Origin of the sequence: Pseudomonas mandelii (assembly GCF_006438925.1) — a bacterium.
Classification (GTDB): Bacteria; Pseudomonadota; Gammaproteobacteria; order Pseudomonadales; family Pseudomonadaceae; genus Aquipseudomonas; species Aquipseudomonas mandelii_C.
Genome location: NZ_RCZA01000008.1, coordinates 246,885 through 272,510, shown reverse-complemented (window position 1 = coordinate 272,510; position 25,626 = coordinate 246,885). Strand labels below are relative to the sequence as shown.

Annotated in this window: 20 protein-coding genes; 1 reads left to right on the top strand and 19 read right to left on the bottom strand. The window is 60.0% G+C overall.

What is annotated here, in order from left to right; all coding sequences use genetic code 11:
- Positions 1–148: 148 nt before the first annotated feature.
- The 18 genes from mdoH to hutC form a co-directional block, all read right to left on the bottom strand.
- Positions 149–2,719, bottom strand: a complete 2,571-nt coding sequence (gene mdoH, locus EAH74_RS20160; RefSeq protein WP_140680621.1) for a glucans biosynthesis glucosyltransferase MdoH — start codon at positions 2,717–2,719, stop codon at positions 149–151.
- The gene (locus EAH74_RS20155) at positions 2,712–4,547 is read right to left on the bottom strand and encodes a glucan biosynthesis protein G (protein ID WP_140680619.1); all 1,836 of its coding nucleotides are present in this window, start codon (positions 4,545–4,547) and stop codon (positions 2,712–2,714) included. The genes mdoH and EAH74_RS20155 overlap by 8 nt, the downstream gene beginning before the upstream one ends.
- 321 nt (positions 4,548–4,868) lie before the next feature.
- Complete coding sequence (dtd, locus tag EAH74_RS20150; RefSeq protein WP_008149496.1) at positions 4,869–5,306, bottom strand: D-aminoacyl-tRNA deacylase; 438 nt, start codon at positions 5,304–5,306, stop codon at positions 4,869–4,871.
- A complete protein-coding gene (gene pip, locus EAH74_RS20145; RefSeq protein WP_111449393.1) occupies positions 5,303–6,274 on the bottom strand; it encodes a prolyl aminopeptidase in 972 nt (323 codons plus the stop codon). The genes dtd and pip overlap by 4 nt, the downstream gene beginning before the upstream one ends.
- A gap of 113 nt (positions 6,275–6,387) precedes the next feature.
- A complete protein-coding gene (locus EAH74_RS20140) occupies positions 6,388–7,335 on the bottom strand; it encodes an alpha/beta hydrolase (RefSeq protein WP_140680617.1) in 948 nt (315 codons plus the stop codon).
- Between the two features lie 147 nt (positions 7,336–7,482).
- Entirely contained in the window at positions 7,483–8,430 is a 948-nt protein-coding gene (locus tag EAH74_RS20135; protein WP_140680615.1) for a choline ABC transporter substrate-binding protein, read from the bottom strand.
- A gap of 273 nt (positions 8,431–8,703) precedes the next feature.
- Positions 8,704–9,507: an N-formylglutamate deformylase gene (gene hutG, locus EAH74_RS20130; RefSeq protein WP_140680613.1), complete on the bottom strand. Its 804-nt coding sequence runs from the start codon at positions 9,505–9,507 to the stop codon at positions 8,704–8,706.
- A 10-nt stretch (positions 9,508–9,517) separates the two neighbouring features.
- Positions 9,518–10,723: an imidazolonepropionase gene (hutI, locus tag EAH74_RS20125; protein WP_140680611.1), complete on the bottom strand. Its 1,206-nt coding sequence runs from the start codon at positions 10,721–10,723 to the stop codon at positions 9,518–9,520.
- 17 nt (positions 10,724–10,740) lie between these two features.
- Complete coding sequence (locus EAH74_RS20120) at positions 10,741–12,150, bottom strand: amino acid permease (protein ID WP_140680610.1); 1,410 nt, start codon at positions 12,148–12,150, stop codon at positions 10,741–10,743.
- A gap of 110 nt (positions 12,151–12,260) precedes the next feature.
- Complete coding sequence (hutH, locus tag EAH74_RS20115) at positions 12,261–13,793, bottom strand: histidine ammonia-lyase (protein ID WP_140680608.1); 1,533 nt, start codon at positions 13,791–13,793, stop codon at positions 12,261–12,263.
- Positions 13,794–13,908: 115 nt separating this feature from the next.
- Positions 13,909–15,432, bottom strand: coding sequence for a histidine ammonia-lyase (hutH, locus tag EAH74_RS20110; protein WP_140680606.1), 1,524 nt, complete (start codon positions 15,430–15,432; stop codon positions 13,909–13,911).
- Between the two features lie 140 nt (positions 15,433–15,572).
- Positions 15,573–16,403, bottom strand: coding sequence for a quaternary amine ABC transporter ATP-binding protein (locus EAH74_RS20105; RefSeq protein WP_008149478.1), 831 nt, complete (start codon positions 16,401–16,403; stop codon positions 15,573–15,575).
- Positions 16,400–17,251 carry an ABC transporter permease gene (locus EAH74_RS20100; protein WP_140680604.1) on the bottom strand — a complete coding sequence of 284 codons (852 nt, stop codon included), beginning with the start codon at positions 17,249–17,251 and terminating at the stop codon, positions 16,400–16,402. The genes EAH74_RS20105 and EAH74_RS20100 overlap by 4 nt, the downstream gene beginning before the upstream one ends.
- 70 nt (positions 17,252–17,321) lie before the next feature.
- On the bottom strand, positions 17,322–18,290 hold the full coding sequence (locus EAH74_RS20095; RefSeq protein WP_140680602.1) for an ABC transporter substrate-binding protein: 969 nt from the start codon (positions 18,288–18,290) through the stop codon (positions 17,322–17,324).
- A 69-nt stretch (positions 18,291–18,359) separates the two neighbouring features.
- Positions 18,360–19,832 carry a purine-cytosine permease family protein gene (locus tag EAH74_RS20090; protein ID WP_140680600.1) on the bottom strand — a complete coding sequence of 491 codons (1,473 nt, stop codon included), beginning with the start codon at positions 19,830–19,832 and terminating at the stop codon, positions 18,360–18,362.
- Positions 19,833–19,983: 151 nt separating this feature from the next.
- Positions 19,984–21,672, bottom strand: a complete 1,689-nt coding sequence (hutU, locus tag EAH74_RS20085; protein ID WP_140680598.1) for a urocanate hydratase — start codon at positions 21,670–21,672, stop codon at positions 19,984–19,986.
- 471 nt (positions 21,673–22,143) lie between these two features.
- Entirely contained in the window at positions 22,144–22,713 is a 570-nt protein-coding gene (locus EAH74_RS20080; RefSeq protein ID WP_140680596.1) for a HutD/Ves family protein, read from the bottom strand.
- Entirely contained in the window at positions 22,710–23,378 is a 669-nt protein-coding gene (gene hutC, locus EAH74_RS20075; protein ID WP_240050539.1) for a histidine utilization repressor, read from the bottom strand. The genes EAH74_RS20080 and hutC overlap by 4 nt, the downstream gene beginning before the upstream one ends.
- A 200-nt stretch (positions 23,379–23,578) precedes the next feature.
- Between hutC and EAH74_RS20070 the strand changes: the two genes are divergently transcribed.
- The gene (locus tag EAH74_RS20070; protein WP_140680592.1) at positions 23,579–24,943 is read left to right on the top strand and encodes a formimidoylglutamate deiminase; all 1,365 of its coding nucleotides are present in this window, start codon (positions 23,579–23,581) and stop codon (positions 24,941–24,943) included.
- Positions 24,944–25,036: 93 nt separating this feature from the next.
- On the opposite strand, the gene EAH74_RS20065 is transcribed toward EAH74_RS20070, so the two are convergent.
- Positions 25,037–25,606, bottom strand: a complete 570-nt coding sequence (locus EAH74_RS20065) for a lipocalin family protein (RefSeq protein WP_123366981.1) — start codon at positions 25,604–25,606, stop codon at positions 25,037–25,039.
- Positions 25,607–25,626: the final 20 nt, after the last annotated feature.

The following is a 25,626-nucleotide window of genomic DNA, read 5'->3' as shown; positions in this document are numbered from 1 at the left end:
GGTTTGGGTGGGATTTGTTGTTTCGGTGGGCGGAAAGCAAAAGATCGCAGCCTTCGGCAGCTCCTACAGATGTACACCCTGTAGGAGCTGCCGAAGGCTGCGATCTTTTTGAAGCGCCCCCGATCCCAAAGGATGCGGGGGGATTTCATCACGCCAACTGAGGCTGCGCACTCAGCGGTTTGAGCGGCAACAGCGGTGCATGGGGATCGGCTTTCACCGATTTACGCCACGCTTCCAGCCACTCGGGGTGACCTTCGCTCCAGATCTGCTCATGCAGACGACCCAGTGCTACCGGGTCACTGAGCAGTTGCACGCGCTCATTGTTGTTCAGACCCTCAGGCCCGGCTTTCAGCGCATGACGAACCCGTTCGATCCGCAGCCATTCGATCGGCTCGGCCTCACGGTGGCGGGACGTCGCCAGCGAGCACGCCAAGGCGTTCTGCTGTGGATCGACCACTGCCCGGACGAAGCCGTCGTTCAGCGCATGCCAACGGTTTTCGTGGGTGTACTGGTCGGTCGCCAGCAACGCCTGTGGCGGATTGTATTCCTCAGGGATCAGGAACAGGCTTTCGTCACGGGACTTGAGGCCCAGGCCAACTCGACTGGAGATCACCGATACCGGAATCGACAGCATCAACGAACCGACGATCGGCACCAGCCACCAGAGGAAGCTCGGGTTCAGCCAGATCACCAACAGGGCCCAGAAGAAGCCCAGCAAGGTTTGCGGACCGTGGCGTTTGACCGCTTCGCTCCATGGCGTGGAGTCGTCGTCACGTTGCGGCGAGTTCCAGGTCGCAGCCCAGCCGAGGAACGCGGCGAGCACGAAGCGGGTGTGGAAAATCATCCGTACCGGCGCCAGCAGCATGGAGAACAGCATCTCCAGCAGCATCGACAGGGTCACCTTGAACTTGCCACCGAACTCTTTCGCGCCCTTGGCCCAGATCAGGATGATGCTCAACAGCTTCGGCAGGAACAGCAGCACGACGGTGGTCGAGAACAGCGCGATCGCCTTGTCCGGGTGCCATTGTGGCCACAACGGATAGAGCTGACGTGGCTCAAGGAAGTACTGCGGCTCCATCAGCGTGTTGACCGCCAGCAGCGCCGTCGACAGCACGAGGAAGAAGAACCACAACGGCGCCGACAAGTAAGACATCACGCCCGTCAGGAACACCGCACGGTGCACCGGGTGCATGCCTTTTACCAGGAACAACCGGAAGTTCATCAGGTTGCCGTGACACCAGCGACGGTCACGCTTGAGTTCGTCCAGCAGGTTCGGCGGCAATTCTTCGTAGCTGCCCGGCAAGTCGTAGGCAATCCACACGCCCCAGCCGGCACGGCGCATCAGCGCCGCTTCAACGAAGTCATGGGACAGAATGGCACCGGCAAACGCGCCTTTACCGGGCAACGGCGCCAGGGCGCAGTGCTCGATGAACGGCTTCATGCGGATGATGGCGTTGTGGCCCCAGTAGTGGGATTCGCCCAACTGCCAGAAGTGCAGACCGGCGGTAAACAGCGGACCGTACACGCGGGTGGCGAACTGCTGCATGCGTGCATACAACGTGTCCATGCCAGACGCGCGCGGCGCGGTCTGGATGATCCCGGCGTCCGGGGTGGCTTCCATCAAGCGCACCAGACTGGTCAGGCAATCGCCGCTCATCACGGAGTCCGCGTCGAGCACGACCATGTACTTGTAATCACCGCCCCAACGACGGCAGAAGTCGTCGAGGTTACCGCTTTTACGCTTGACGCGACGGCGACGGCGGCGATAGAAGATCTTGCCGAAGCCCTTGGCTTCACGGCAGACGTCCAGCCAGGCTTGTTGCTCGGCAACGCAGATATCGGCGTCGTTACTGTCGCTGAGGACAAAGAAGTCGAAGCGATCCAGGTCACCCGTGGCCGCGACTGACTCGAAGGTCGCCCGCAGACCTGCAAATACCCGCGGCACGTCTTCGTTGCAGATCGGCATCACCAGTGCAGTGCGCGCGTCCTTGGGGATCGGCTCGTTACCGGCGCTTTTGCCGGAAATGCGGTATTTGTCATGGCCTGTGAGCAACTCGAGAAAGCCCATCAGCGCTGTCCAGAAACCGGCCGACACCCAGCAGAACAGAATCCCGAACAGAATCAGGATGCTGGTTTGCAGCGCATACGGCAGCACTTGCGTGACGGTTTGCAGGAACGGCTGGTGCAGGACTTCGTTCAGGTCGACGAACGACCAGCCCTGGTACGGCATGATGCCTTTCATGTACCAGCCGGCGACGATGGTCTGACCGAGCATCAATACCAGCAGAATGTAGCGGCGGATCGAACCGACGGTGCGCCAGCGAGCCGCCGGCAGCACATTTTCATCCTTCGGCGGGGCCGGTGGATTGGTGCGACCGGTCAGACGACGCCAGCCACGCACCAGAATGTTGGTGCGCCACGGCTCCGGCACGACTTTGGTCCGACGAATCGGCGGGGTTGCCCGCAGGCAGACCCGACCGCTGGCGTCGAGCACCAGCATTTCAGCGTCGGCCAGTTCTTCGGCGGTGTTCAGGGTCAGGCGACGACCCACCGAGGCTTGAGCAGCCTCGGTCGGCGCGTCGAACGTCGAGGACGAAAGGCGCTCATGCAATTCGCTGAAAGACTGGCAGCCCGCGAGTTCCGCGCGCTGCTCGTCGGTCATTGGTAGATGCGCCAGATACTCGGCAAGAGTCTCTGGCTGTACTTGAGAATTACTCATCGGCAGGCAACTGGTAGCTCCAGGTCTCGGTCAGGACTTCTTCAGTCGGTACCGATTCCGGTGTGGCTGGGGCCGCTTCGGCAGCAACTGGCTGCTTGGCGTCTTTGTTGTCCTTGTCCTTGGAAACTGCGGCTGGCTTGGCTTCGACCTGCTTGGTTTCAACCTGCTTGGCTTCAGCTTGCTTGGTTTCCTTGGCTTCCTTGTCCAGCTTCTCCTGCTGCCGAGCGGCAATCTTGTCAGCCTTGGCGACGGAAGAATTGGATGCCGGATACGATGTTTTGGCCAGGTCGGCAGGCACGATGTTCTCGACCAGTGCAGCACGCATCTCGGTAGGCTTGCCCGGATCCTTGATCTTCATCCGTAACGTCAGGCGCCAGCCTTTGGTTTCAGGGTTGTAACGCACACTGTTCTCGACCAGCTCGGCATTGTCGCCAACGCTGACCTGGCTACGAACGTCCGCAGTTTCCGGCAATGCCGCAAGGGACGGGCCTTCGAAGTCCACCAGATAAGCAACGCTGCCGTCCGGCTGACGGATCAGGTTGGACTGTTTCACGTCACCCGTGGAACGCAGGGTCTGTTGAACCCAGGCGCTGTCCGGTGCGTGAAGTGCGGCTTCGTCGATGGTCCAGTGCATGCGATAAGCGACGTCCAGCGGCTGACCAGGCTCAGGCAGTTTTTCCGGACTCCAGAACGCAACGATATTGTCGTTGGTTTCGTCGGCAGTCGGAATCTCTACCAGATCGACGGAGCCCTTGCCCCAATCGCCTTTTGGTTCGATCCAGGCACTTGGGCGCTTGTCGTAGCGGTCGTCGAGGTCTTCGTAGTGGCTGAAGTCGCGGCCACGTTGCAGCAGGCCGAAACCGCGCGGGTTCTCGATCGAGAAGTTGCTCACCGCCAGGTGTTTCGGGTTGTTCAGTGGGCGCCAGATCCATTCGCCATTGCCGGCATGGATCGACAGACCGCTGGAATCGTGCAGTTCGCGACGGTAGTTCAGCACTTTCGACGGCTGATTGGCGCCGAACAGGAACATGCTGGTCAGCGGCGCAACGCCAAGCTTGGTGACCTTGTCACGCAGGAACATCTGGGCCTTGACGTCGACAACGGTGTCGCTGCCCGGACGCAGGGTCAGGCGATAGGCACCGGTCGCGCGTGGCGAATCCAGCAGCGCAAAGATCACCAGGTGCTTGTCACCCGGTTTTGGCTGTTGAATCCAGAATTCGGTGAAGCGCGGGAATTCTTCGCCGGACGGCAACGCGGTATCGATGGCCATGCCGCGAGCGGACAAGCCATAGGTGTGACCCTTGCCGACAACGCGGAAGTAACTCGCGCCGAGCATGGTCATGATTTCGTCTTGCTTGTCAGCCTTGTTGATCGGGTACAGCACACGGAAACCGGCATAACCCAGTTGCTCGGTGGCTTTAGGATCGAACTTCAGATCGCCGAAATCGAAACGACTTGGGTCGTATTTGATCTCTTCGACGGTGTTAGCTGTGATTTCGTTGATTTTCACCGGTGTATCGAAATGCATACCCTGGTGATAGAACGACAGCTTGAACGGGGTTTTCTGATCGGCCCACTCGGCTTTTTCGGTCAGGAAACGAATTTTTTGATAGTCCGCGAATTTCATTTCGCGGAACTCGTTCGGCAGGTTACTGCGCGGAGCTTCGTATTTCTGCCCGGCCAGCTCTTTTGCCTTGACCGATACATCATCCAGATTGAATGCCCAAAGCTGACCGGCGCTGAGCAGGCAGAGCAGTGCAGAGCCCGCTACCAGAGCGCTTCGTAACCGTTTGGCAGACAATTTTGCATTACAGGGACTAACAATCACGAGCAACCCTCGCCGAAAACAGATCAAAAAACCAACGGCCAGTTAAAGTGCCTGTGAGGTGTACGGCATGAAAAAACCGACCCTACAGACCACTCTTGCCAAGTTGGCGAGCATTGTTCCGACTCCTATGGGGCTAAATGATTCCCCAAGAGGTCCAGGACAAGTCTCTACCTAAGTCAAAATGGACCAACGAACGCTGATCCCCGTAGCGCGCGATTATCTAGTAGGCCGCGTTACAACGCATCAGGGGTAACAAAGTATTTATCGCGAAAAACGCCTGTTTTCAGTCGAAAAGCCCTTAAAAACATGTTTCAAGCGCTTTCAGGTCTGTAACAGGAAGGTTACCGGGCCGTCATTGACCAGGTGCACCTGCATATCCGCGCCGAATCTACCTGATGCCACAGTGCCATGCACCTGTTTCGCCTTACCTAATAAATAGTCGAAAAGCTCCTCGCCCAAGGCAGGAGGGGCGGCGGTCGAAAAACTCGGACGCAACCCGCTCTTGGTATCGGCGGCCAGGGTGAACTGTGAGACCAGCAGCAACCCACCGCCTACATCCGCCAGGGACAGATTCATCTTGCCCTCAGCGTCACTGAACACTCGATAGTTAAGCAGTTTCTGCAGAAGTTTGTCGGCGCTGGCCCGAGTATCCTCGGGCTCGACCGCCACCAGCACCAGCAATCCCTGATCGACGGCGCCAACCACCTCCCCCGCTACCTCGACTCGCGCGCCACGCACGCGTTGCAGCAGGCCCTTCATGCTTCTTCAGGGGCCAGGTCGAGCAGACGATGGGCCATCAGATCGGCGGCGCGAACCAGTGCGTCAGTAATGCCAGGTTCGGAGGCGGCATGGCCAGCATCTCGGATCACCTGCAATTCACTGTTCGGCCAGTTCTGATGCAGTTCCCAGGCGTTGTCCAGCGGGCAGATCACGTCGTAGCGACCGTGGACGATCACGCCAGGCAAATGGGCGATCTTGCCCATGTCGCGGATCAGCTGGTTTGGCTCAAGGAACGCATTGTTGGTGAAGTAGTGACATTCGATGCGGGCGATGGACAACGCGCGCTGTGGCTCGGAGAAACGATCGACCACCATCGGGTTCGGGCGCAGGGTGGCGGTCCGGCCTTCCCAGGTGGACCAGGCTTTGGCCGCGTGCATCTGGGCAATCTGATCGTTGCCGATCAGGCGTTTGTGGAAAGCCGAGAGCAAGTCTTCGCGCTCGTCCAGCGGGATCGGCGCGATGTAGTCCTGCCAGTAATCGGGGAACAGACGACTGGCGCCACACTGGTAGAACCACTCGATTTCCTGCGGGCGGCAGAGAAAAATCCCGCGCAGAATCAGACCGTGCACACGCTCCGGGTGGGTTTGCGCATAGGCAAGCGCCAGGGTCGAGCCCCATGAACCGCCGAACAACACCCACTTATCGATGCCAAGGTGCTGGCGAATTCGCTCAAGGTCGGCGACCAGATCCCAGGTGGTGTTGTTTTCCAGGCTGGCGTGGGGCGTGGAGCGACCGCAACCACGCTGGTCGAAGGTCACGATGCGATACAGGTTTGGATCGAAATACCGACGGCTCTGGGCATCACACCCGGCGCCGGGGCCGCCGTGAATGAACACGACCGGCAAACCTTCCGGCGAACCGCTTTCGTCGACATACAGCGTGTGGGTTTCATCGACGGCCAGATCGTGCCGGGCGTGGGGTTTGATCTGCGGGTACAAAGTCTGCATTGAGCGCTCCGTAAGGGGTCGAGGTCATCCCTGGGGGGACTTCTATTATTCTGCCGTCCGGCATCATAAACCCGAATTACGCCAATGAGCATGCCTTGCAGAATCAGAGTTTTTCAGCCTGTTTTTTCAGACAAATAGCCGAGCAGCGTTTCATAGAGTGCATCGACCTCGGCGACCTGCCCCCGGGCCCGCAGACAGCCGTGAACCAACCCCTCGCCGTAGTAAAGCGTCGCGGTCACATCTGCTGCGTTCAGTCGCTCGGCGTAGAGCATGCCGTCATCGCGTAACGGGTCGAATTGCGCCACGGCGATCATGGCCGGCGGTAACCCCCTGAAATCCTCGGCGAGCAACGGCATCGCATAGGCATTCGGCTGTCCAGTGCCGCGCAAGTACAGGGTGTGATAACAATCCACATCGCTGCTGCTGAGCAAGGGAGCGTCGCTGCACTCGCTGCGCGACGGCAATCGGTAATCACCGCCCAGCCCCGGGTAAATCAGGACCTGCGCCGCTGGCAATGGCTCGCCCGCATCGCGCAACGCCAGGCACAACGCCGCCGCCAGGTTGCCGCCGGCGCTGTCCCCGGCCACCAACGTTCGCTCGGGATCGAGCCGGAATGGCCCGGTCCGTAGTGCGCGCCAGACACCCAGGCAATCCTCGAACGCCGCTGGAAACGGATGTTCCGGCGCCAGCCGATAATCGACCGCGATCACCAGCACGCCGAGCGTCGACGCCAGTTCGGCGCAAATGAAGTCATGGGAATCCAGGTCCCCCACCACCCAACCGCCGCCGTGCAGATAAACGATGCACGGGCAACCGCCGGTCGGTGACGAAACCGGCGGTTGATAAGACCGCACCGGCACCCCGGCCAATTCGAAATCCACCACATAAAGCCCGGCGGGACGAGACGGGGTGAATGCCAGGCACATGTCGCTGTAGGCCTGACGCAAACCGGCGAGGCTGCTGTTGGTGCTGTTGGTGCTGTTGGTGCTGTTGGTGCTGTTGAAGCTGACGGTTTTCTCGACGAAAGCCATCATCTGTGCAGAAAGCGGGTAAGTAGCCATGAGCCGGTGCCCGTTCAAGGAGACAAGTAGGGTCAACCCCCTGTGGGAGCGAGCCTGCTGGCGAAGAGGGCGTGTCATACAAATTGATGTTGCCTGACACACCGCCTTCGCGAGCAGGCTCGCTCCCACAGGGTTTTGCGGTTACGGTCAGTTTTTCAAACGGGTCTGAACGGTCGCCACGCCATCCTTGCCATCAAAACTGCTGACACCGGCGAGCCAGCGCTGCAGATCCTCGGGATGATCACGTAGCCATTGTCTGGCAACATCCTGCGGCGTCTTGCGCTCCATGATCGGCACCATCAACTGGCTTTCCTGGGCGGCGGTGAAGGTCAGGTTTTCCAACAGACGGTTTACGTTGGGGCAGCGCTGGGCGTAGTCCGGGGCGGTCACGGTGGAGACGGTGGCGGCGCCTTCGTTCGGGCCATAAACGTCTTCACTGCCAGTCAGGTAGGCGATTTTCATGTTGATGTTCATCGGGTGCGGGGTCCAGCCGACGAACACCACGAATTCCTTGCGATTCACCGCCCGCTGAACGGCGGCAAGCATGCCGGCCTCACCCGACTCGATCAGCTTGAAATCCTTCAAGCCAAATTGATTGGTCTCGATCATGGTTTTGATGGTGGTGTTGGCGCCGCTGCCCGGCTCGATGCCGTAGATCTTGCCGCCGAGTTGATCCTTGAATTTGGCGATATCGGCGAAAGTTTTCAGACCCGCTTCGGCGACATATTCAGGTACGGCGAGGGTTGCCTGAGCATCGGCCAGGCTCGGTTTGTCCATGACCTTCACCTGATTGGCAGCCAGGAACGGCGCGATGTTTTTGTCCATCGCCGGTTTCCAGTAACCGAGGTAGATGTCCAGACGCTTGTCGCGGATGCCGGCGAAGATGATTTGCTGCACGGCGCTGGTTTGCTTGCTTTCGTAGCCGAGGCCATTGAGCAGTACGTCAGCCATGCCGCTGGTGGCGATCACGTCGGTCCAGTTGACCACGCCCATGCGCACGGCCTTGCAGGAAGCGTCGTCACTGGCCAGAACGCTGGTGCTCAGCAGAGCAGTGCCGCAGAGGATTGAGAGACAGCGGGTAAACAGTCTTTTCATTGGGAGGATCTCGTGCGGCAGCGGATTATTGTGGGCCGGTGTCTTTGTGCACCGTGCCCGGAACATTACGCAGCGTCGAGAGGGTAAAAGCGAACTGTAGCGACCGTGTTTTGCACGGTGGCGACTGTCGTGATCGAACACCAACCTGTGGGAGCGAGCCTGCTCGCGAAGAGGGAGTGCCAGCCGACATCAATGTTGACTGACCCACCGCTTTCGCGAGCAGGCTCGCTCCCACAGGGTATGCGTCAGGGGTCAGGGGTCAGGGGTCAGGGGTCAGCGGTTGTAGTGCTTCTCGGCCCAAGCCAGCAGGCCTTGCAACAATTCCTTGAGCACCACCTGAGTCGGCGCCGCCAGATCCGGGCGATAACGGAACGGCTCGAACTCTTCCATGTACGTGCACTGGCCCAACTCCAGTTGCACGGCATGGATGTTCTCGGCCGGGTTGCCGTAATGCCGGGTGATGTGGCCGCCCTTGAAGCGACCGTTCAGCACATGGCTGTAATCGGTGTGCTTCGCGCAGATCGCCTCCAGTTCATTGGCCAGCTGTGGATCGCAACTGGCGCCGTTGAAGGTGCCGAGGTTGAAGTCCGGCAGCTTGCCGTCGAACAGGTGCGGGATGATCGAGCGGATCGAGTGCGCATCGAACAGCAGCGCGTAGCCGAACTCGGCCTTCAGGCGCGCCAGCTCGTTCTGCAACGTGCTGTGATACGGCGTCCAGACTTGCTTCAGGTAAGTCGCGCGTTCTGCGGCCGATGGCTCATGCCCTTCGCGGAACAGCGGAATGCCGTCGAACAGCGTCGCCGGGTACAGGCCGGTGGTCGCGCCGACGTACAAAGGCTTGTCGTCAGACGGTCGATTCAGGTCGATGACAAAACGCGAGTACTCGGCGGCCAAGGTACTGGCACCCAGCTCGGCAGCAAATTCGTAAAGCTGCGGGATATGCCAGTCAGTGTCGGGCAGGCTTTTCGCGTCGGCGATCAACCCGGCTTCAACCGCAGGGGTCAGGCGCAGGCCGGCGTGGGGCATGCTGATCAGCAGCGGTACGCGGCCTTGTTTAAAGTTCAGAACCTTATCCACAACTGCTCTCCTAAACGCTTGTTTCGACGCCGTGACGCACGACGCGTTTTTCCAGGTCACCGCCCAGCCAGTACGACAGGTCGGCGGGACGATCGATTTGCCAGGCGACGAAATCCGCGACCTTGCCGACTTCCAGCGAGCCATGAGTTTCGGCCATGCCCAGCGCTGTGGCGGCATGCAGGGTTGCACCGGCCAGCGCTTCTTCCGGGGTCATGCGGAAACAGGTGCACGCCATGTTCAACATCAAACGCAACGACAGCGCCGGTGAGGTGCCTGGGTTGAGGTCGGTGGCGATGGCGATTTTCACGCCGTGTTTGCGTAGAGCCTCCATCGGCGGCAATTGGGTTTCCCGCAGAAAGTAGAACGCGCCGGGCAGCAGCACCGCGACGGTGCCGGACTTGGCCATGGCGATGGCGTCGTCTTCGGTCATGAACTCCAGGTGATCGGCCGACAGTGCGTGGTAACGCGCGGCCAGACTCGAACCATGCAACGACGACAACTGTTCGGCGTGCAGTTTCACCGGCAGACCGAGTTGTTGCGCAGTGATGAACACCCGCTCGACCTGCGCCGGCGAAAACGCCAGGTATTCACAGAACGCGTCCACCGCATCCACCAGCCCTTCGGCGGCCAGGGCCGGGAGCATCTCGGCGCAGATGTGATCGATGTAGTCGTCGGCACGGTCCGCGTATTCCGGCGGCAAGGCGTGAGCGGCCAGGCAGGTGCTGCGCACGCTGACCGGCAGTTCGGCGCCGAGACGGCGGATGACCCGCAGGATCTTGCGTTCGCTGGCCAGGTCCAGGCCGTAGCCGGATTTCATTTCGACCGTGGTCACGCCGTCGCGCATCAGGCTCTTCAGACGCTTGGCGGCACTGGCGAACAGTTCATCTTCAGTGGCCGCGCGAGTGGCGCGCACGGTGCTGGCGATGCCACCACCGGCCGCTGCGATTTCTGCATAGCTGACGCCTTGCAGACGCTGTTCGAATTCACCGCTGCGGTTACCGCCGAACACCGTGTGGGTGTGGCAGTCGATCAGGCCCGGCGTCACCCAGGCCCCTTTAAGATCATTGACTGCCGGGTACTCGCCCGACGGCAGTTCAGCGCGCGGGCCGATCCACTCAATGTGCGCTCCTGACGTCACGATGGCCGCATCCTCGATGATCGAGTAGGCGCCTTGCGCCATGGTTGCGACGTGGCAGTGTTGCCAGAGAGTTTTCATCCGTGGCCTCCGTTAGGTTATCGATGAGAAAAAGATGGTTCCCGCTCCACCGGTACTGCCTTCCCTGCCGCCGGTTTCACCCACGTCAGGTAGGCCAGCACCAGCAATACAATCCAGACCACGCCGACGATCAGAGCCGCCTGGGTATCCGGGAAATAGCCCAGCACGCCAAAGATGAACAGCATGAAGGCGATCGCCGCCATCGGCGCATAAGGCCAGAACGGTACCGGGAACTTCAGTTGGGCGACCTGTTCGGCACTCATGGAGCGACGCATGGCCACTTGGGTGAACAGAATCATCAACCAGACCCATACAGTGGCGAAGGTTGCGATGGACGCGATCAACAGAAATACGTTTTCCGGAATCAGGTAGTTCAGCAGCACGCCCAGCAGCAGCGCGGCACTCATCACCACTACCGTCATCCATGGCACACCATTGCGCGACAAACTCGCGAAGCCCTTGGGCGCATGCCCTTGCTGGGCCAAACCGTACATCATGCGGCCAGCGCCGAAGATGTCACTGTTGATCGCCGACACCGCCGCCGAGATCACCACGATATTGAGAATGGTCGCCGCCGAGCTGATCCCCAGGTTGTCGAAAATCTGCACGAATGGGCTGCCTTGGCTGCCGATCTGCTGCCATGGAAAAATCGACATCAGTACGAACATCGTCAGCACGTAGAACAAGAGGATACGCAACGGTACGGCATTGATCGCCCGGGGCAGCACGTGTTGCGGGTCTTTGGCTTCGCCGGCCGTTACGCCGATGATTTCAATGCCGCCAAAAGCAAACATCACCACCGCGAACGAAGCGATCAGGCCGCCCACGCCGTTGGGCATGAAGCCGCCATGGCTCCAGAGATTGCTGATGTCGGTCGCCTGGGCGCCAGGCGCCGTGCTGATGCCGAACAGCATGATGCCGAAGCCACCGAGGATCATCGCAACGATGGCCGCGACCTTGAGCAACGACAGCCAGAACTCCATTTCACCGAAGACTTTGACGTTGCACAGGTTCAAGCCGCCAACCACCGAAACGATGCCCAGTACCCAGATCCAGCGGGCGACTTCAGGAAACCAGAAGCCCATGTAAATACCGAACGCGGTGACGTCGGCCATGCCGACGATGACCATTTCAAACGCGTAGGTCCAACCGAGGATGAAGCCCGCCATCGGCCCCAGGTAGGTACTGGCGTATTGACCGAATGAGCCGGCCACCGGGTTGTGCACCGCCATCTCGCCGAGGGCGCGCATGACCATGAACACCGCCGCGCCACCGATCAGGTAAGCGAGCAGGACCGCAGGACCAGCCATCTGAATGGCCGAGGCAGAACCGTAAAACAGCCCGGTGCCGATCGCCGACCCCAGTGCCATGAAGCGAATATGTCGGGCAGAGAGCCCGCGTTTCAAACCTTTTGCTGGCTGTTGCATTGCTCGTCCTTAATTATTCTTATTCGACGCTAAATCGAATCGCGAGCAAGCTCGCTCCCACAGGTCCAGCGCAATCCAATGTGGGAGCGAGCCTGCTCGCGAAGAGTTCATCACAGGCTAGGCAGCAACTTCGCCGATACCAGTTCGTTCAGGCAGCGGGTCGCCAACAACTCGCTCGCCGCATTGATATCCGGCGCAAAGAAGCGATCCTTCTCATAGAACGGCACTTCAGCACGCAGGATGGCGCGAGCCTTTTCCAGCTTCGTCGAGGTCTTCAGACCATCACGCAAATCCAGACCCTGGCAGGCCGCCAACCATTCCACCGCAAGAACGCCGCGCGTGTTTTCGGCCATTTCCCACAGACGCTTGCCGGCAGCCGGCGCCATGGAAACGTGGTCTTCCTGGTTCGCGGAAGTCGGCAGGCTGTCCACCGAGTGCGGATGGGACAACGCCTTGTTCTCGCTGGCCAGTGCCGCAGCGGTCACCTGGGCGATCATGAAGCCGGAGTTCACGCCGCCATTGGCCACCAGGAACGGCGGCAGTTGCGACATGTGCTTGTCCATCATCAGCGAGATACGACGTTCGCTCAGGGAACCGATTTCAGCGATGGCCAAGGCCATGTTGTCGGCGGCCATGGCGACCGGTTCGGCGTGGAAGTTACCGCCGGAGATCACGTCGCCTTCAGCGGCGAATACCAGCGGGTTGTCCGAAACGGCGTTGGCTTCGATGGCAAGCACTTCGGCAGCCTGACGGAACTGGGTCAGGCAGGCGCCCATGACTTGCGGCTGGCAGCGCAGGGAGTACGGGTCCTGGACCTTTTCGCAGTTCTGGTGCGAGTCGGACACTTCGCTACGCTCGCCCAGCAGATCGCGGTAAGCGGCGGCGGCGTCGATCTGGCCTTTCTGGCCACGAGCGGCGTGGATGCGCGCGTCGAACGGCGAGCGCGAGCCCAGCACGGCTTCAACCGTCATACCACCAATGGCCAGGGCGCCAGCAAACAGGTCTTCGCCTTCGAACAGACCACGCAACGCATAAGCGGTAGACACCTGAGTGCCGTTGAGCAGCGCCAGACCTTCTTTCGCGGCCAGGGTCAGCGGGGTCAGACCGGCCACTTTCAGCGCTTCGGTCGCTTCCATCCATTCGCCTTTGTAGCGAGCCTTGCCTTCGCCCAGCAACACCAGGGACATGTGGGCCAGAGGCGCCAAGTCACCGGAGGCACCGACCGAACCTTTCAATGGAATGTGCGGGTAAACCTCGGCGTTGATCAGCGCGATCAGCGCGTCGATCACAACGCGACGAATGCCGGAGAAACCACGGCTCAGGCTGTTGACCTTGAGCACCATGACCAGTCGAACCAGCGCGTCGCTGATCGGCTCGCCAACACCGGCGGCGTGGGACAGCACCAGCGAGCGCTGCAGGTTTTCCAGGTCTTCGCTGGCGATACGGGTCGAAGCCAGCAGGCCGAAACCGGTGTTGATGCCATAAGCGGTGCGGTTCTCGGCGAGGATCTGTTCCACGCAGGCAACGCTGGCTTCAATCTGGGCCGAGGCACTGTTGTCCAGGGTGATTTTGACCGGCTGCTGATACACATCACGCAGTTGGGCAAGGCTCAGTTGGCCGGGAATCAGGTTTAACGCAGTCATTTCGTGCTCCTTTTGAGAGTTTGTCATTAACTCACCAGACGCTCCGGAGTTGTCCGTTGTCCGTCGCGTCTCGCCTTCTGGGGAGCCGCGCCTTGGCACGCTGGTGTGGTGGAAATCAGTTCAGGTTCGGTAACGCGTTGTGCAGCAAAATCGGGTCTTTCAAAACGGCGGCAGCACTGGCGATGTCCGGTGCCAGCCAGCGGTCCTGGTCGTAGGCCGGGACTCGCTCGCGCAGCAGACGCCAAGCGGCATCGGTACCGGCGCCGAAGCGTTGCTCTTTCAAGAACTCAAACGCCTGAGACGCCAGCAGGTACTCGATGGCGAGGATCTGGGTGCAGTTTTCCAGGGCGCGATGCAGCTTCAACGCGGCGTTGGTGCCCATGCTCAGGTGGTCTTCCTGCAGGCCCGAGGTGACGTAGTTGTCGAGTACCGCCGGTTGTGCCAGTTGACGGTTTTCCGCACACAGCGAAGCGGCGACGTACTGGACGATCATCATCCCGGAGTTAACCCCCGGATTGGCCACCAGGAATGCCGGCAAACCGCTGACATGCGGGTTGATCAAGCGGTCCAGACGACGTTCGGCGATGGAGCCGATTTCCGCCATGGCGATCGCCAGCAAATCCGCGGCGAGCGCGACCGATTGACCGTGCGGGTTGGCTTGGGACATGACGCGGAAGTTGTCCGGCGTGCCCAGCAGCATCGGGTTGTCGGTGACCGAGTTGAGTTCGGTTTCGATCTGCTTTTTCGCGTGCTCAAGCTGATCGCGAGCGGCACCGTGAACTTGCGGAATCGAGCGGATGCTCAATGCATCCTGAGTACGAATGCCTTTGCTGCTGGCAATCACTTCGCTGCCATCAAGCAACGCACGCAGGTTGATCCCGACTTGCTGCATGCCTGGATGCGGTTTGAGCGCGATGATCTCGGCATCGAACGCGGCAATCTGACCGCGCTGGGCTTCGAAGCTCATGGCCCCGATCACGTCAGCCCATTGCAGCAGACGCGAGGCGTCGGCGAGGGCCAGGCAGCTGAGGCCGGACATGCACGGCGTGCCGTTCACCAGGCACAGGCCATCTTTGGCGCCCAGTTGAACCGGTTGCAGACCTTCTTCGGCCAGGGCTTGCTGCGCGGAAACGATCTGCCCGCGATAGCTGACATTGCCGACACCCAGCAGCGCGATGCTGATGTGGGCCATGTGGGTCAGGTAACCCACCGAACCCTGGGACGGCACCTGCGGGGTGATGCCGCGATTGAGCAGCGCCAACAGGGCTTCGACCACCCGGCGATGAATACCGGATTTGCCGTGGCTGTAGTTGCGAATGGCGGCGCAGATGATTGCGCGGGTCTGTTCGTCGGCCAGTGGCGCGCCAACGCCACAGGCGTGACTGAGCAGGGTGTTGCGCGACAATTGGCTGAGTTGCTCGTCTTTAAGCGAGACATTGCACAGCGCGCCGAGGCCGGTGTTGACGCCATAGGCGCGCTCGCCGCTGACGACGATGCGCTGGACGATGGCCTGGGCATTGTCGATCCGCGCCCAGACCTGTGGTGACAGCTCAAGCTGTGCGCCATGGCGAGCGACGGCCACCACATCCTGCCAACGCAACGGGGCGTCGGCGATAACGATTTTTTCAGCCTGGGACATCTTCAACCTCGTGCGTACAACTTGAATATTGATGCAGCTTTGCCGACGCTATCGCGAGCAGGCTCGCTCCCACAGGGTACGCATTCCAATTGTGGGAGCGAGCCTGCTCGCGAAGAGGCCGGCACAACCACCGCAAACCTTTAAACCACTGCCGCCCGACGCTGGACGAACCGATCCACATACTCATCCGCCGGCGAATGCAGGATCTCTCTTGGCGTACCCACCTGAATCAGGCGGCCATCCTTGAGAATCGCAATGCGGTTGCCGATGCGCACGGCCTCGTCGAGGTCGTGGGTGATGAAGACGATGGTCTTGTGCAGGGTCTTTTGCAGCTCCAGCAACTGGTCCTGCATTTCGGCGCGTATCAGCGGGTCGAGGGCGCTGAAAGCTTCGTCCATCAGGATGATGTCGGTGTCCGCCGCCAAGGCGCGGGCCAGGCCCACACGCTGACGCATGCCGCCCGAGAGCTGATGCGGGTATTTGTTTTCGTAGCCCTTGAGGCCCACGGTGTTGATCCAGTGCAGCGCGCGCTCGGAGCACATTTGCTTGGTCTCGCCACGCACTTTCAGGCCGTAAGCGACGTTATCCACCACGGTCTTGTGCGGCAGCAGGCCGAAGCTCTGGAACACCATGCTGATCTTGTGCCGGCGAAATTCGCGCAGGGCTTCCATGTCGTATTGCAGGATGTCCACGCCGTCTACCAGGATCGCGCCGCTGGTCGGGTCGATCAGGCGGTTGAAGTGGCGCACCAGGGTCGATTTGCCGGAACCTGACAGGCCCATGATCACGAAGATCTCGCCGGTGCCGATGCTCAGAGACAAGTCGTTCACGCCGACCACACAGCCGGTTTCGGACAGTACCTGATCTTTGGTTTTGCCCTGACCAATCATGGCCAGCGCATCCTTGGAACGGTTGCCGAAAATCTTGAAGACGTTTTTGACTTCGATCTTGCTGATGGCTTCGTTGTTCATTTGCTCACCTCATGCCGTGGCCGACCATACGCCTGAGTAATACGGTCGATAACCACTGCCAGAATCACGATCGCCAGACCCGCCTCAAGACCACGTCCAACGTTGAGGGTCTGAATCCCCACCAACACGTCTTCGCCCAAGCCACGGGCACCGATCATCGAGGCAATCACGACCATCGACAGGGCCATCATGGTGGTCTGGTTAATCCCGGCCATGATGCTCGGCAGGGCCAGCGGCAGTTGCACGCCAAACAGTTGCTGCCAGCGGTTGGCACCGAAGGCGTTGATCGCTTCCATCACTTCGCCGTCGACCTGGCGAATGCCCAGATCAGTCAGGCGGATCAGCGGTGGTGCAGCGTAGATCACGGTGGCGAAAATCGCCGGGACCTTGCCCAGGCCGAACAGCATCAGCACCGGGATCAGGTACACGAAACTCGGCATGGTCTGCATGATGTCCAGCAGCGGCATCAATATCGAACGCAGGCGATTGCTGCGCGCCGAAAGAATGCCCAGCGGAATGCCGATCATCACCGAAATGATGGTCGCCACCATCATCAACGCCAGGGTCTGCATCAGCTTGTCCCAGAGGCCGACCGCGCCCACCAGGAACAACAAGCCTACGATCACGGCGGTGGTCACGACTTTGCGGGTCGCGTGCCAGGCAACGCCCGCCACGATCGCCAGCATCAGCCACCAGGGCGCCGCACGCAGCAGCCCTTCAAGATTGACGATGGCCCACAACAGAGTGTCGGAGATGTGCCGGAACACGTCGCCGTAGTTGGTGACCAGCGAATCGACCCAACTGTTGACCCAGTCGGCGATGGAAAAAGTAAAGCTTTCGGGAAACATAAGAGACTCTCAATCAAGGGGTTGCGATCAAGCATCCGACTGCCGCTCAGGGCAGACGGAGAGGCTCAACCTACAAGGCCGCGTCGATCTTTTTGGCTGCGTCTTCGCTCACCCACGCGTGCCAGACTTCAGGATGTTCCTTGAGGAAGATTTTCGCCAGTTTTGGTGACTCGATCCGCTCTTTGGCCATGCGCCCGAGGTTCTGGTTGAGCAGGTCGATTGGCAGGTTGACCTTTTCCAGCACAGCCACCAGTTCCGGGGCTTGCTCGTGGAAGGTCTTGGACAGGCCGACCTTGATGGTCACTTGCTTGTTCACGCCTGGTTTCTCATCGAGTTTGACCAGATCGACCTGGCCCATCAGCGGAGTTGGCGACCAGTAGTAGAACAGGATCGGCTCGCCACGCTTGTAGCTCGACAGCACCGCGGCATCCAGCGCCGGGCCGGTACCCGGACGGAAGTTGGTGTAGGTGCTTTCCAGGCCGTAGCTTTTCAGCATTTCGCTGTTGTCGAGTTCACAGGTCCAGCCGGCCGGGCAGTTGTAGAAACGGCCCTTGGCTGGTTCTTCGGCGTCCTTGAACACTGCCGCGTATTTACCCAGATCGGCGATCGCTTTCAGGTCCGGAGCTTTAGGCTCCAGCTTGCGCTTGGCGTCGCCTTCGATCACGTAACGCGGCACGTACCAACCTTCGACAGCACCCACGACAGGCGCGCCAACACCGACAACCTTGCCGGCCTTCTCGGCCTTGTTCCAGACTTCGCTACGACCAACCCACTCTTCGGCGAAGATTTGAATATCGTTGCTGCTCAGGGCGTTTTCCATGGTGATGGAGTTGCCCGGCAGGCTGTCGGTCTTGCAGTCGTAGCCTTTCTCCAACACGACTTGCAGCACGTCGGTCAGCAGCATGGCGCTTTCCCAGTTCAGGCCGGCAAATTTCACCGGTTTACCCGACTCGCACCAACCAGCCGCCTGAGTGGCGCCGGCACTGGCCAGCAGGCCCATGGAAAGCAATGTGGTCAGCAGGGTCTTGTTCGATTTCATTGTAGTGACGCTCCTAATCATGAGTTGGCTTACGGCAGTCAAGAGGCATCCAGCCCTGTCCACGTCCAATCAGGCCTGCGCCGCAGCGCGACCAGCCCCGCTATTTTTAGGTTGTACAACGCTGTCCTGCTCGACCGGCAGGATCAGGTGATCGGGTACTGCGCTGTGCCATTTTTTCGCGCACACGTAATACAGGGCTGCGGGAAGCACCAGACCGATGATCCAGGAAATATCCACACCACCCAGAGCGTCCACCAGCGGACCGGTATAGAACTTGGTAGAGATGAACGGCAGTTGCACCAGCACACCGAAGACATAAACGCTGATACCGAGAGGGTTCCAACGGCCGTAGCGACCGTTCGGATCGGCCAGCGCCGGCACGTCATAGCGCTCGCGAGTGATGCAGTAGTAGTCCACCAGGTTGATCGCGCTCCATGGGGTAAAGAACGCCAGCAAGAACAGGATGAAAGATTTGAACGCACCAAGGAACGAGTGCTGACCGAGCAACGCGATCAGGGTCGCAGTGCCGACGATGACCAGCACGAAGACCAGACGCTGCAAGCGCGTTACCCGCAGGTCACCACGGAAACCGCTGATGACGGTCGCAATGCACATGAAGCTGCCGTAGGAGTTCAGCGTGGAGATGGTGACCTTGCCGAACGCGATGCTGAAGTACAGCAGCGCAGCGGTGGCACCGGTACCGCCCAGACCCACGATGTAGGCCACTTCGTGGCCGGCGAACTGCCCGTTGGCCGAGGCGGCGGCAAGCACGCCGAGGATCATCGCCACCTGTGCGCCAATGACCGAACCCGCGCCTGCGGCGAAAAAGGTTTTCACCGAGGAAGTCTTGCTCGGCAGGTAGCGTGAATAGTCAGCCACGTAGGGGCCGAAGGCGATCTGCCAGGACGCCGCGAGCGACACCGCGAGCAGGAAGCTGGTCCAGCTGAAGTGGCGGATTTGCAGGAGTGCGCCAACGTCAGTCTGGCTCATCAAACGACTGAACAGGTAAACAAAGGCAATCACGCCAATGACGCTGGCGACACGGCCGATGAAATGAATCACCCGATAACCAAGCACCGTGACCAGCACGATGACACTGGCGAAGATGAGGATACCGACGCTGTCGCTGACGCCAAACAACTGGCCCAGCGCCTGGCCGGAAAGCACAGTGCCCGTCGCGGTGAAACCGAGGTACATCAGACAGACCAGCACGATCGGGATGGCCGCGCCATACACGCCGAACTGTACCCGGCTGGAAATCATCTGCGGCAGGCCAAGCTTGGGCCCTTGCGCCGCATGCAGCGCCATTACGCCACCGCCGAGCAGTTGACCGATCAACAGACCGATCAACGACCAGAACACGTCACCGCCCAGCACCACGGCCAGGGCCCCGGTGACAATCGCGGTGATTTGCAGGTTGGCACCCATCCACAGGGTGAACTGGCTCAACAGACGACCGTGTCTCTCCGCTTCCGGGATGTAGTCGATCGAACGTTTCTCGATCAACGGTTTACTGCCTGCACGATCGCTGTTAACAGCCATGATTCAACCTCTGTGGATTGTTATTCGGTGTTGGTTAGATCTCTGTAGGAGCTGTCGAGTGAAACGAGGCTGCGATCTTTTCAATGATCAAGATCAAAAGATCGCAGACTGCGGCAGCTCCTACAGGTTTTGCATCAAGCCATGGCCCGTTTTATTTACCGGTGATCATCGGCAGGTTCAGACCCTGTTCCTTGGCGCAGTCGATTGCGATCTGGTAACCCGCATCGGCGTGACGCATGACACCGGTAGCCGGGTCGTTGTGCAGGACGCGAGCGATACGCTCGGCCGCTTCGTCAGTACCGTCGCAGACAATCACCATGCCCGAGTGCTGGGAGAAGCCCATGCCGACGCCGCCGCCGTGGTGCAGGGAAACCCAGGTCGCGCCGCTCGCGGTGTTGAGCAGAGCGTTGAGCAGTGGCCAGTCGGACACGGCATCGGAACCGTCTTGCATGGATTCGGTTTCGCGGTTCGGGCTGGCTACCGAACCGGAGTCCAGATGGTCACGACCGATCACGATTGGCGCGGACAATTCACCGCTGCGCACCATTTCGTTGAACGCCAGACCGAGCTTGGCGCGCAGGCCCAGGCCCACCCAGCAGATACGTGCCGGCAGACCCTGGAAGCTGATGCGCTCGCGCGCCATGTCCAGCCAGTTGTGCAGGTGCGCGTCGTCCGGGATCAGCTCTTTTACTTTGGCGTCGGTTTTGTAGATGTCTTGCGGATCGCCCGACAGTGCAGCCCAACGGAACGGGCCGATGCCGCGGCAGAACAGCGGACGGATGTAAGCGGGTACGAAGCCTGGGAAGTCGAATGCGTTTTCCACGCCTTCTTCCTGGGCCATCTGACGGATGTTGTTACCGTAGTCGAAGGTCGGAATACCCATTTTCTGGAATTCGAGCATCGCTTTAACGTGCACGGCCATGGATTGCTTGGCGGCTTTGACGACAGCGGCTGGCTCGGTCTTGGCGCGAGCGCGGTACTCTTCCCAGGTCCAGCCGGCTGGCAGGTAACCGTTGAGCGGGTCGTGGGCGCTGGTCTGGTCGGTGACCATGTCCGGGCGCACGCCGCGCTTGACCAGTTCCGGCAGGATTTCCGCCGCGTTACCGAGCAGGGCGATGGAAATCGCTTTGCCTTCCTTGGTGTATTTGGCGATGCGGGCCAGCGCGTCGTCGAGGTCGGTGGCTTGCTCATCGACGTAACGGCTGTTCAAACGGAAATCGATGCTGACTTGTTGGCATTCGATGTTCAGCGAGCAAGCACCGGCCAGGGTCGCGGCCAGAGGCTGAGCGCCGCCCATGCCGCCGAGGCCTGCGGTCAGGACCCAACGACCTTTGAGGTCATCGTTGTAGTGTTGGCGACCGGCCTCGACGAAGGTTTCGTAGGTGCCTTGAACGATGCCCTGGCTGCCGATGTAGATCCAGCTGCCGGCGGTCATCTGGCCGTACATGGCCAGGCCTTTGGCGTCGAGTTCGTTGAAGTGCTCCCAGCTCGCCCAGTGTGGCACCAGGTTGGAGTTGGCGATCAGTACGCGCGGGGCATTGCTGTGGGTCTTGAACACGCCGACCGGCTTGCCGGATTGCACCAGCAGGGTCTCGTCGTCGTTCAGGTTGGTCAGGCTTTCGACGATCTTGTCGTAGCATTCCCAGTTACGCGCCGCACGACCGATACCACCGTAAACCACCAGTTCTTTAGGGTTCTCGGCGACTTCCGGGTCGAGGTTGTTCATCAACATGCGCAGCGGCGCTTCAGTCAGCCAGCTCTTGGCGGTCAGCTTGTTACCGCGAGCGGCACGAATTTCAACGTCACGAAACTTAGTAGGTTTCTGGGTATTGTCAGTCACGAAAAAGACTCCTCAGCGATCAATCCAAACCAACCCTGGCGGTGGGTAAGCCAGCCTGTGTGCGTCAAAGCGACACAAGCGAATCAGTGGACGTTGCGAGGAGTCTCGATCGACTCATACGCATACGTCTTTACTTGTACATACAAGCATATGCAATCAAGCGGCCAACTTGCTGGATGAGTGTTCAATAAAAGTTTTGAAAGGGCTGGAAGGCGCCTGGATCAAGGGTTTTGGCAAAGATGAAATTTTTTGGGGGGATTTTGCGAGGAGGGTTGCAGCTGTTACTTGATCGGGGTTTTGTGCCACGCTGGGGCATTCGGTAACAAAGTGGTGCGCGTTGGGGAACGTTGAAAAGCAAAAAGATCGCAGCCTTCGGCAGCTCCTACAGGTTCGATGCCCAACCGCAACATTTGCGGCGAACACGATCACTGTAGGAGCTGCCGAAGGCTGCGATCTTTTGGGGATTTTGAATCAGCGTGCAGTCAGTTCGATCACACAGCACGGGCCATTGCTGGAGACTTCCAGCAGGTCAACGTTACCGTCGAGTTGCAGGCAATCATGGCGACCCAGTTGTGAGGCACTGTTACCGACCTTCACTTCAAGCTCGTCGGTGACACTAAATACGAGCACGGTGCCTGCCGAGCTGAAACACCGCTGCTCGCCGTCCAGCCACTGCAACCGCGCGCGATAACGCTGCGGCGCATAAATCAGGTTGAAGTCGCGGATCGGCCCACCGAGCAATGTGCAGGAAACCTGGCTCTCGCCGCTGAAAGCAAACGGGTCCAGCGGTAACAATGGCCGAGTGTCCTGACCATCAACCCGCAAGGTCATGCCGTCGCCTTGCAGCACAGTGATCACTCGCTCATAGCCGGCGAATGTCGAGAAGCCGCCCGACTCGCCGATATCGGCAATCGACAGGCGCCAGCCGAAACCCTCAAGACCGGTGCCCGCATCACGGGTGATTTCTTCGGTACTGCCGCCGCCGTTTTTCCATGGCATACGCGGGTAATCTTTTGCTCGTAAAACCTTCACTTCACTCATTTATGAAAGCGCCCTTCCAGACGATGACGGGAACCGGGGTGGATCAAACGGGCGGCGGTCACTGGCTGACGGCCGGACCAGGTGCGGCGACGAATCAGCAGGCACGGCTCGCCCTTTTCAATCTGCAGCAACTTGCATTCGCTGGCCTCGGCCAGAATCGCCTCGACCACGTGTTCGCCTTCGGTCAGCGGCGCGACCTGGTTCAGATAGGCGTATGGCGTTTGCACGGTGAAGTCCTGCTTGAGGTAGTCCGGCGCCACCAGTGCGTTGACGAAACGGTCTTCGATTTGCACCGGGATATCATTTTCGAAATGCACGATCAGCGAGTGAAAGACTTTCTGGCCTTCACGCATGTCCAGGGCCAGTGCGCGCTCGGAACCGGCGGCCTCTTCTTCGAGGGTGATGACCTTGCAAGTGTGGCGATGGCCACGGGAGGCGATTTCGTCGGCGATGTTGTGGACTTCAAACAGCGCGGACTGACTTTTCGGCTCGGCGACGAACGTGCCGACACCCTGCATGCGCACCAGCAGACCGTCGGCGGTCATTTCGCGCAGGGCGCGGTTGATGGTCATGCGGCTGAAACCCAGCTGGTTGACCAGCTCGCTTTCCGACGGAACGCGGTAGTGCGGCGGCCAGTTTCCACTGTCGATTTGCTGGGTGATCATCTGTTTGACGCGGGCGTACAAGGGCGCCGGACTGTCGCCCAGATTGGCGCTCAGATTGGCATTCGGCGGCAATGTGGCAGACGGAGTTGGCACGGTTAATCCTTGTTCATTTGTTGAGGGCTACTAGCTTGCCGGAGTTTACCGAGCAGGCAAACGTCTGTATATGTATATACAAATAACACACGATGGGGTGCTGAACCATGTCCGCCTTCTTTGCCGAACGCGCGCTGCTGCCTAGTGGATGGGCCAACAATGTACGTCTTGAGGTCAGCGCCGATGGCGTATTGACCCATATCCAGGCCGATTCCAACGCAGATGGCACCGAACGGCTTAGCGGTCCGCTGCTGCCGGGAATGCCGAATCTACACTCTCACGCCTTCCAGCGGGCCATGGCCGGGCTGGCGGAAGTGGCGGGTAATCCGAATGACAGTTTCTGGACCTGGCGCGATTTGATGTATCGCCTCGTCGGAAAAATCAGCCCGGATCAACTCGGCGTCATCGCCCGTCAGCTGTACATCGAAATGCTCAAGGCCGGTTACACCTCGGTTGCGGAATTTCATTACGTACACCACGACACCAACGGCCAGCCTTACGCGGACCCGGCCGAACTGGCGCTGCGCATCAGCCAGGCCGCCAGTTCCGCCGGGATCGGCCTGACCCTGCTGCCAGTGCTCTACAGCCATTCCGGTTTCGGCGGCCAGGCCCCGAACGAAGGCCAGCGTCGCTTTATCAACAGCACCGAAAACTACCTCAAGCTTCAGTCGCGCTTGCAGCCGATCCTGGCGCAGCAACCGGCGCAGTCGCTGGGTTTGTGTTTCCACTCGTTGCGCGCGGTAACACCGCAGCAGATCAGCGAAGTGCTGGCGGCCAGCGACCAGCAGTGTCCGGTGCACATTCACATCGCCGAGCAGCAGAAGGAAGTCGATGACTGCTTGAGCTGGAGCGGTCGTCGTCCACTGCAATGGCTGTACGAGAACACCGAAGTCGATCAGCGCTGGTGCCTGGTTCACGCAACCCACGCCAACCCGGAAGAAGTCACGCTGATGGCCAAGAGCCGCGCCATCGCCGGCTTGTGCCTGACCACCGAAGCGAACCTGGGCGACGGCATATTCCCGGCCGTGGATTTCCTCGCTCAGGGCGGCCGCATGGGCATCGGTTCCGACAGCCATGTGTCATTGAGCGTGGTAGAGGAATTGCGTTGGTTGGAATACGGCCAGCGTCTGCGCGACCAACGCCGTAACCGTTTGTATGGCGCGGATCAGCCGATGGTTGGCCGTACGCTGTACGACGCGGCGCTGGATGGTGGGGCTCAGGCGCTGGGTCAGCCGATTGGTGCACTGGAAGTTGGTAAACGTGCGGATTGGCTGGTGCTGGATGGCAACGATCCGTACCTGGCGACAGCCAGCGGCGACGGGATTCTCAATCGTTGGTTGTTTGCCGGTGGCGATCGCCAGGTGCGGGATGTGCTGGTCAATGGCCAGTGGGTTGTGCGTGATGGGCGTCATGCCGGTGAAGAAGAAAGTAACCGCGCGTTCACCCAAGTCTTGCGCGACTTGCTCGGTTAAAAGCAAAAGATCGCAGGCTGCGGCAGCTCCTACAGAATCACTCGATCCCTGTAGGAGCTGCCGCAGGCTGCGATCTTTTTTTCAGCCGCACCGTTAGTTCGAAGTCTTGGCCATCTGCGTATCTGTCGCGCGCCAGATCAGCCGCGTAGTGTCGTAACCCTGCTGACGCGCCTTGCTCAGCAGTTCCTCACGCACTACGCCATTGACCGTCGGGGTCCGTGACAGCAGCCATAGATACTTGCGGCTCGGGTCGCCAACAATGGCAGTCTTGTAGTCATCGCTGACGTACAACACCCAGTACTCTCCCTTCGCCGCACCCGGAATCAGCCGCGAAAACCAGGTATCGAACTCGACCCACAGCTTGTCGGTTTTGCCCGGGTCCTGTGGCCAGGCCGTGCCTTTGGCCTCTTCCCACTGCCAGTCCGCCGTCAGGCAGCGATTGAGCACCAACACCTTGCCGTCAGGCTTGAGTGTGTAATGGGCTTCGGATTGCGCGCAGTTGCGCTGGAAATACATCGGCAGACGGGCCAACTCGTACCAGGTCCCTTGGTACTTCTTGAGATTGACGCTATTGGCGGTTTTGGGTGCCAACGGATCTACGCCAGACGTGGCGCAGCCGGCCAATACCAGGCCGGCTAAAAGGACTATCAATAACCGCTTCATTGTTTTTCTCCCGTGGGCGC

What these genes read in the sequence shown, in the direction of transcription:
- mdoH (WP_140680621.1), bottom strand. Translation starts at nt 2,719, where the DNA reads ATGAGTAATTCTCAAGTACAGCCAGAGACTCTTGCCGAGTATCTGGCG.
- dtd (WP_008149496.1), bottom strand. Translation starts at nt 5,306, where the DNA reads ATGAAGGGCCTGCTGCAACGCGTGCGTGGCGCGCGAGTCGAGGTAGCG.
- pip (WP_111449393.1), bottom strand. Translation starts at nt 6,274, where the DNA reads ATGCAGACTTTGTACCCGCAGATCAAACCCCACGCCCGGCACGATCTG.
- EAH74_RS20140 (WP_140680617.1), bottom strand. Translation starts at nt 7,335, where the DNA reads ATGGCTACTTACCCGCTTTCTGCACAGATGATGGCTTTCGTCGAGAAA.
- EAH74_RS20135 (WP_140680615.1), bottom strand. Translation starts at nt 8,430, where the DNA reads ATGAAAAGACTGTTTACCCGCTGTCTCTCAATCCTCTGCGGCACTGCT.
- hutI (WP_140680611.1), bottom strand. Translation starts at nt 10,723, where the DNA reads ATGAAAACTCTCTGGCAACACTGCCACGTCGCAACCATGGCGCAAGGC.
- EAH74_RS20120 (WP_140680610.1), bottom strand. Translation starts at nt 12,150, where the DNA reads ATGCAACAGCCAGCAAAAGGTTTGAAACGCGGGCTCTCTGCCCGACAT.
- hutH (WP_140680608.1), bottom strand. Translation starts at nt 13,793, where the DNA reads ATGACTGCGTTAAACCTGATTCCCGGCCAACTGAGCCTTGCCCAACTG.
- hutH (WP_140680606.1), bottom strand. Translation starts at nt 15,432, where the DNA reads ATGTCCCAGGCTGAAAAAATCGTTATCGCCGACGCCCCGTTGCGTTGG.
- EAH74_RS20105 (WP_008149478.1), bottom strand. Translation starts at nt 16,403, where the DNA reads ATGAACAACGAAGCCATCAGCAAGATCGAAGTCAAAAACGTCTTCAAG.
- EAH74_RS20100 (WP_140680604.1), bottom strand. Translation starts at nt 17,251, where the DNA reads ATGTTTCCCGAAAGCTTTACTTTTTCCATCGCCGACTGGGTCAACAGT.
- EAH74_RS20095 (WP_140680602.1), bottom strand. Translation starts at nt 18,290, where the DNA reads ATGAAATCGAACAAGACCCTGCTGACCACATTGCTTTCCATGGGCCTG.
- EAH74_RS20090 (WP_140680600.1), bottom strand. Translation starts at nt 19,832, where the DNA reads ATGGCTGTTAACAGCGATCGTGCAGGCAGTAAACCGTTGATCGAGAAA.
- EAH74_RS20080 (WP_140680596.1), bottom strand. Translation starts at nt 22,713, where the DNA reads ATGAGTGAAGTGAAGGTTTTACGAGCAAAAGATTACCCGCGTATGCCA.
- hutC (WP_240050539.1), bottom strand. Translation starts at nt 23,378, where the DNA reads ATGATCACCCAGCAAATCGACAGTGGAAACTGGCCGCCGCACTACCGC.
- EAH74_RS20070 (WP_140680592.1), top strand. Translation starts at nt 23,579, where the DNA reads ATGTCCGCCTTCTTTGCCGAACGCGCGCTGCTGCCTAGTGGATGGGCC.
- EAH74_RS20065 (WP_123366981.1), bottom strand. Translation starts at nt 25,606, where the DNA reads ATGAAGCGGTTATTGATAGTCCTTTTAGCCGGCCTGGTATTGGCCGGC.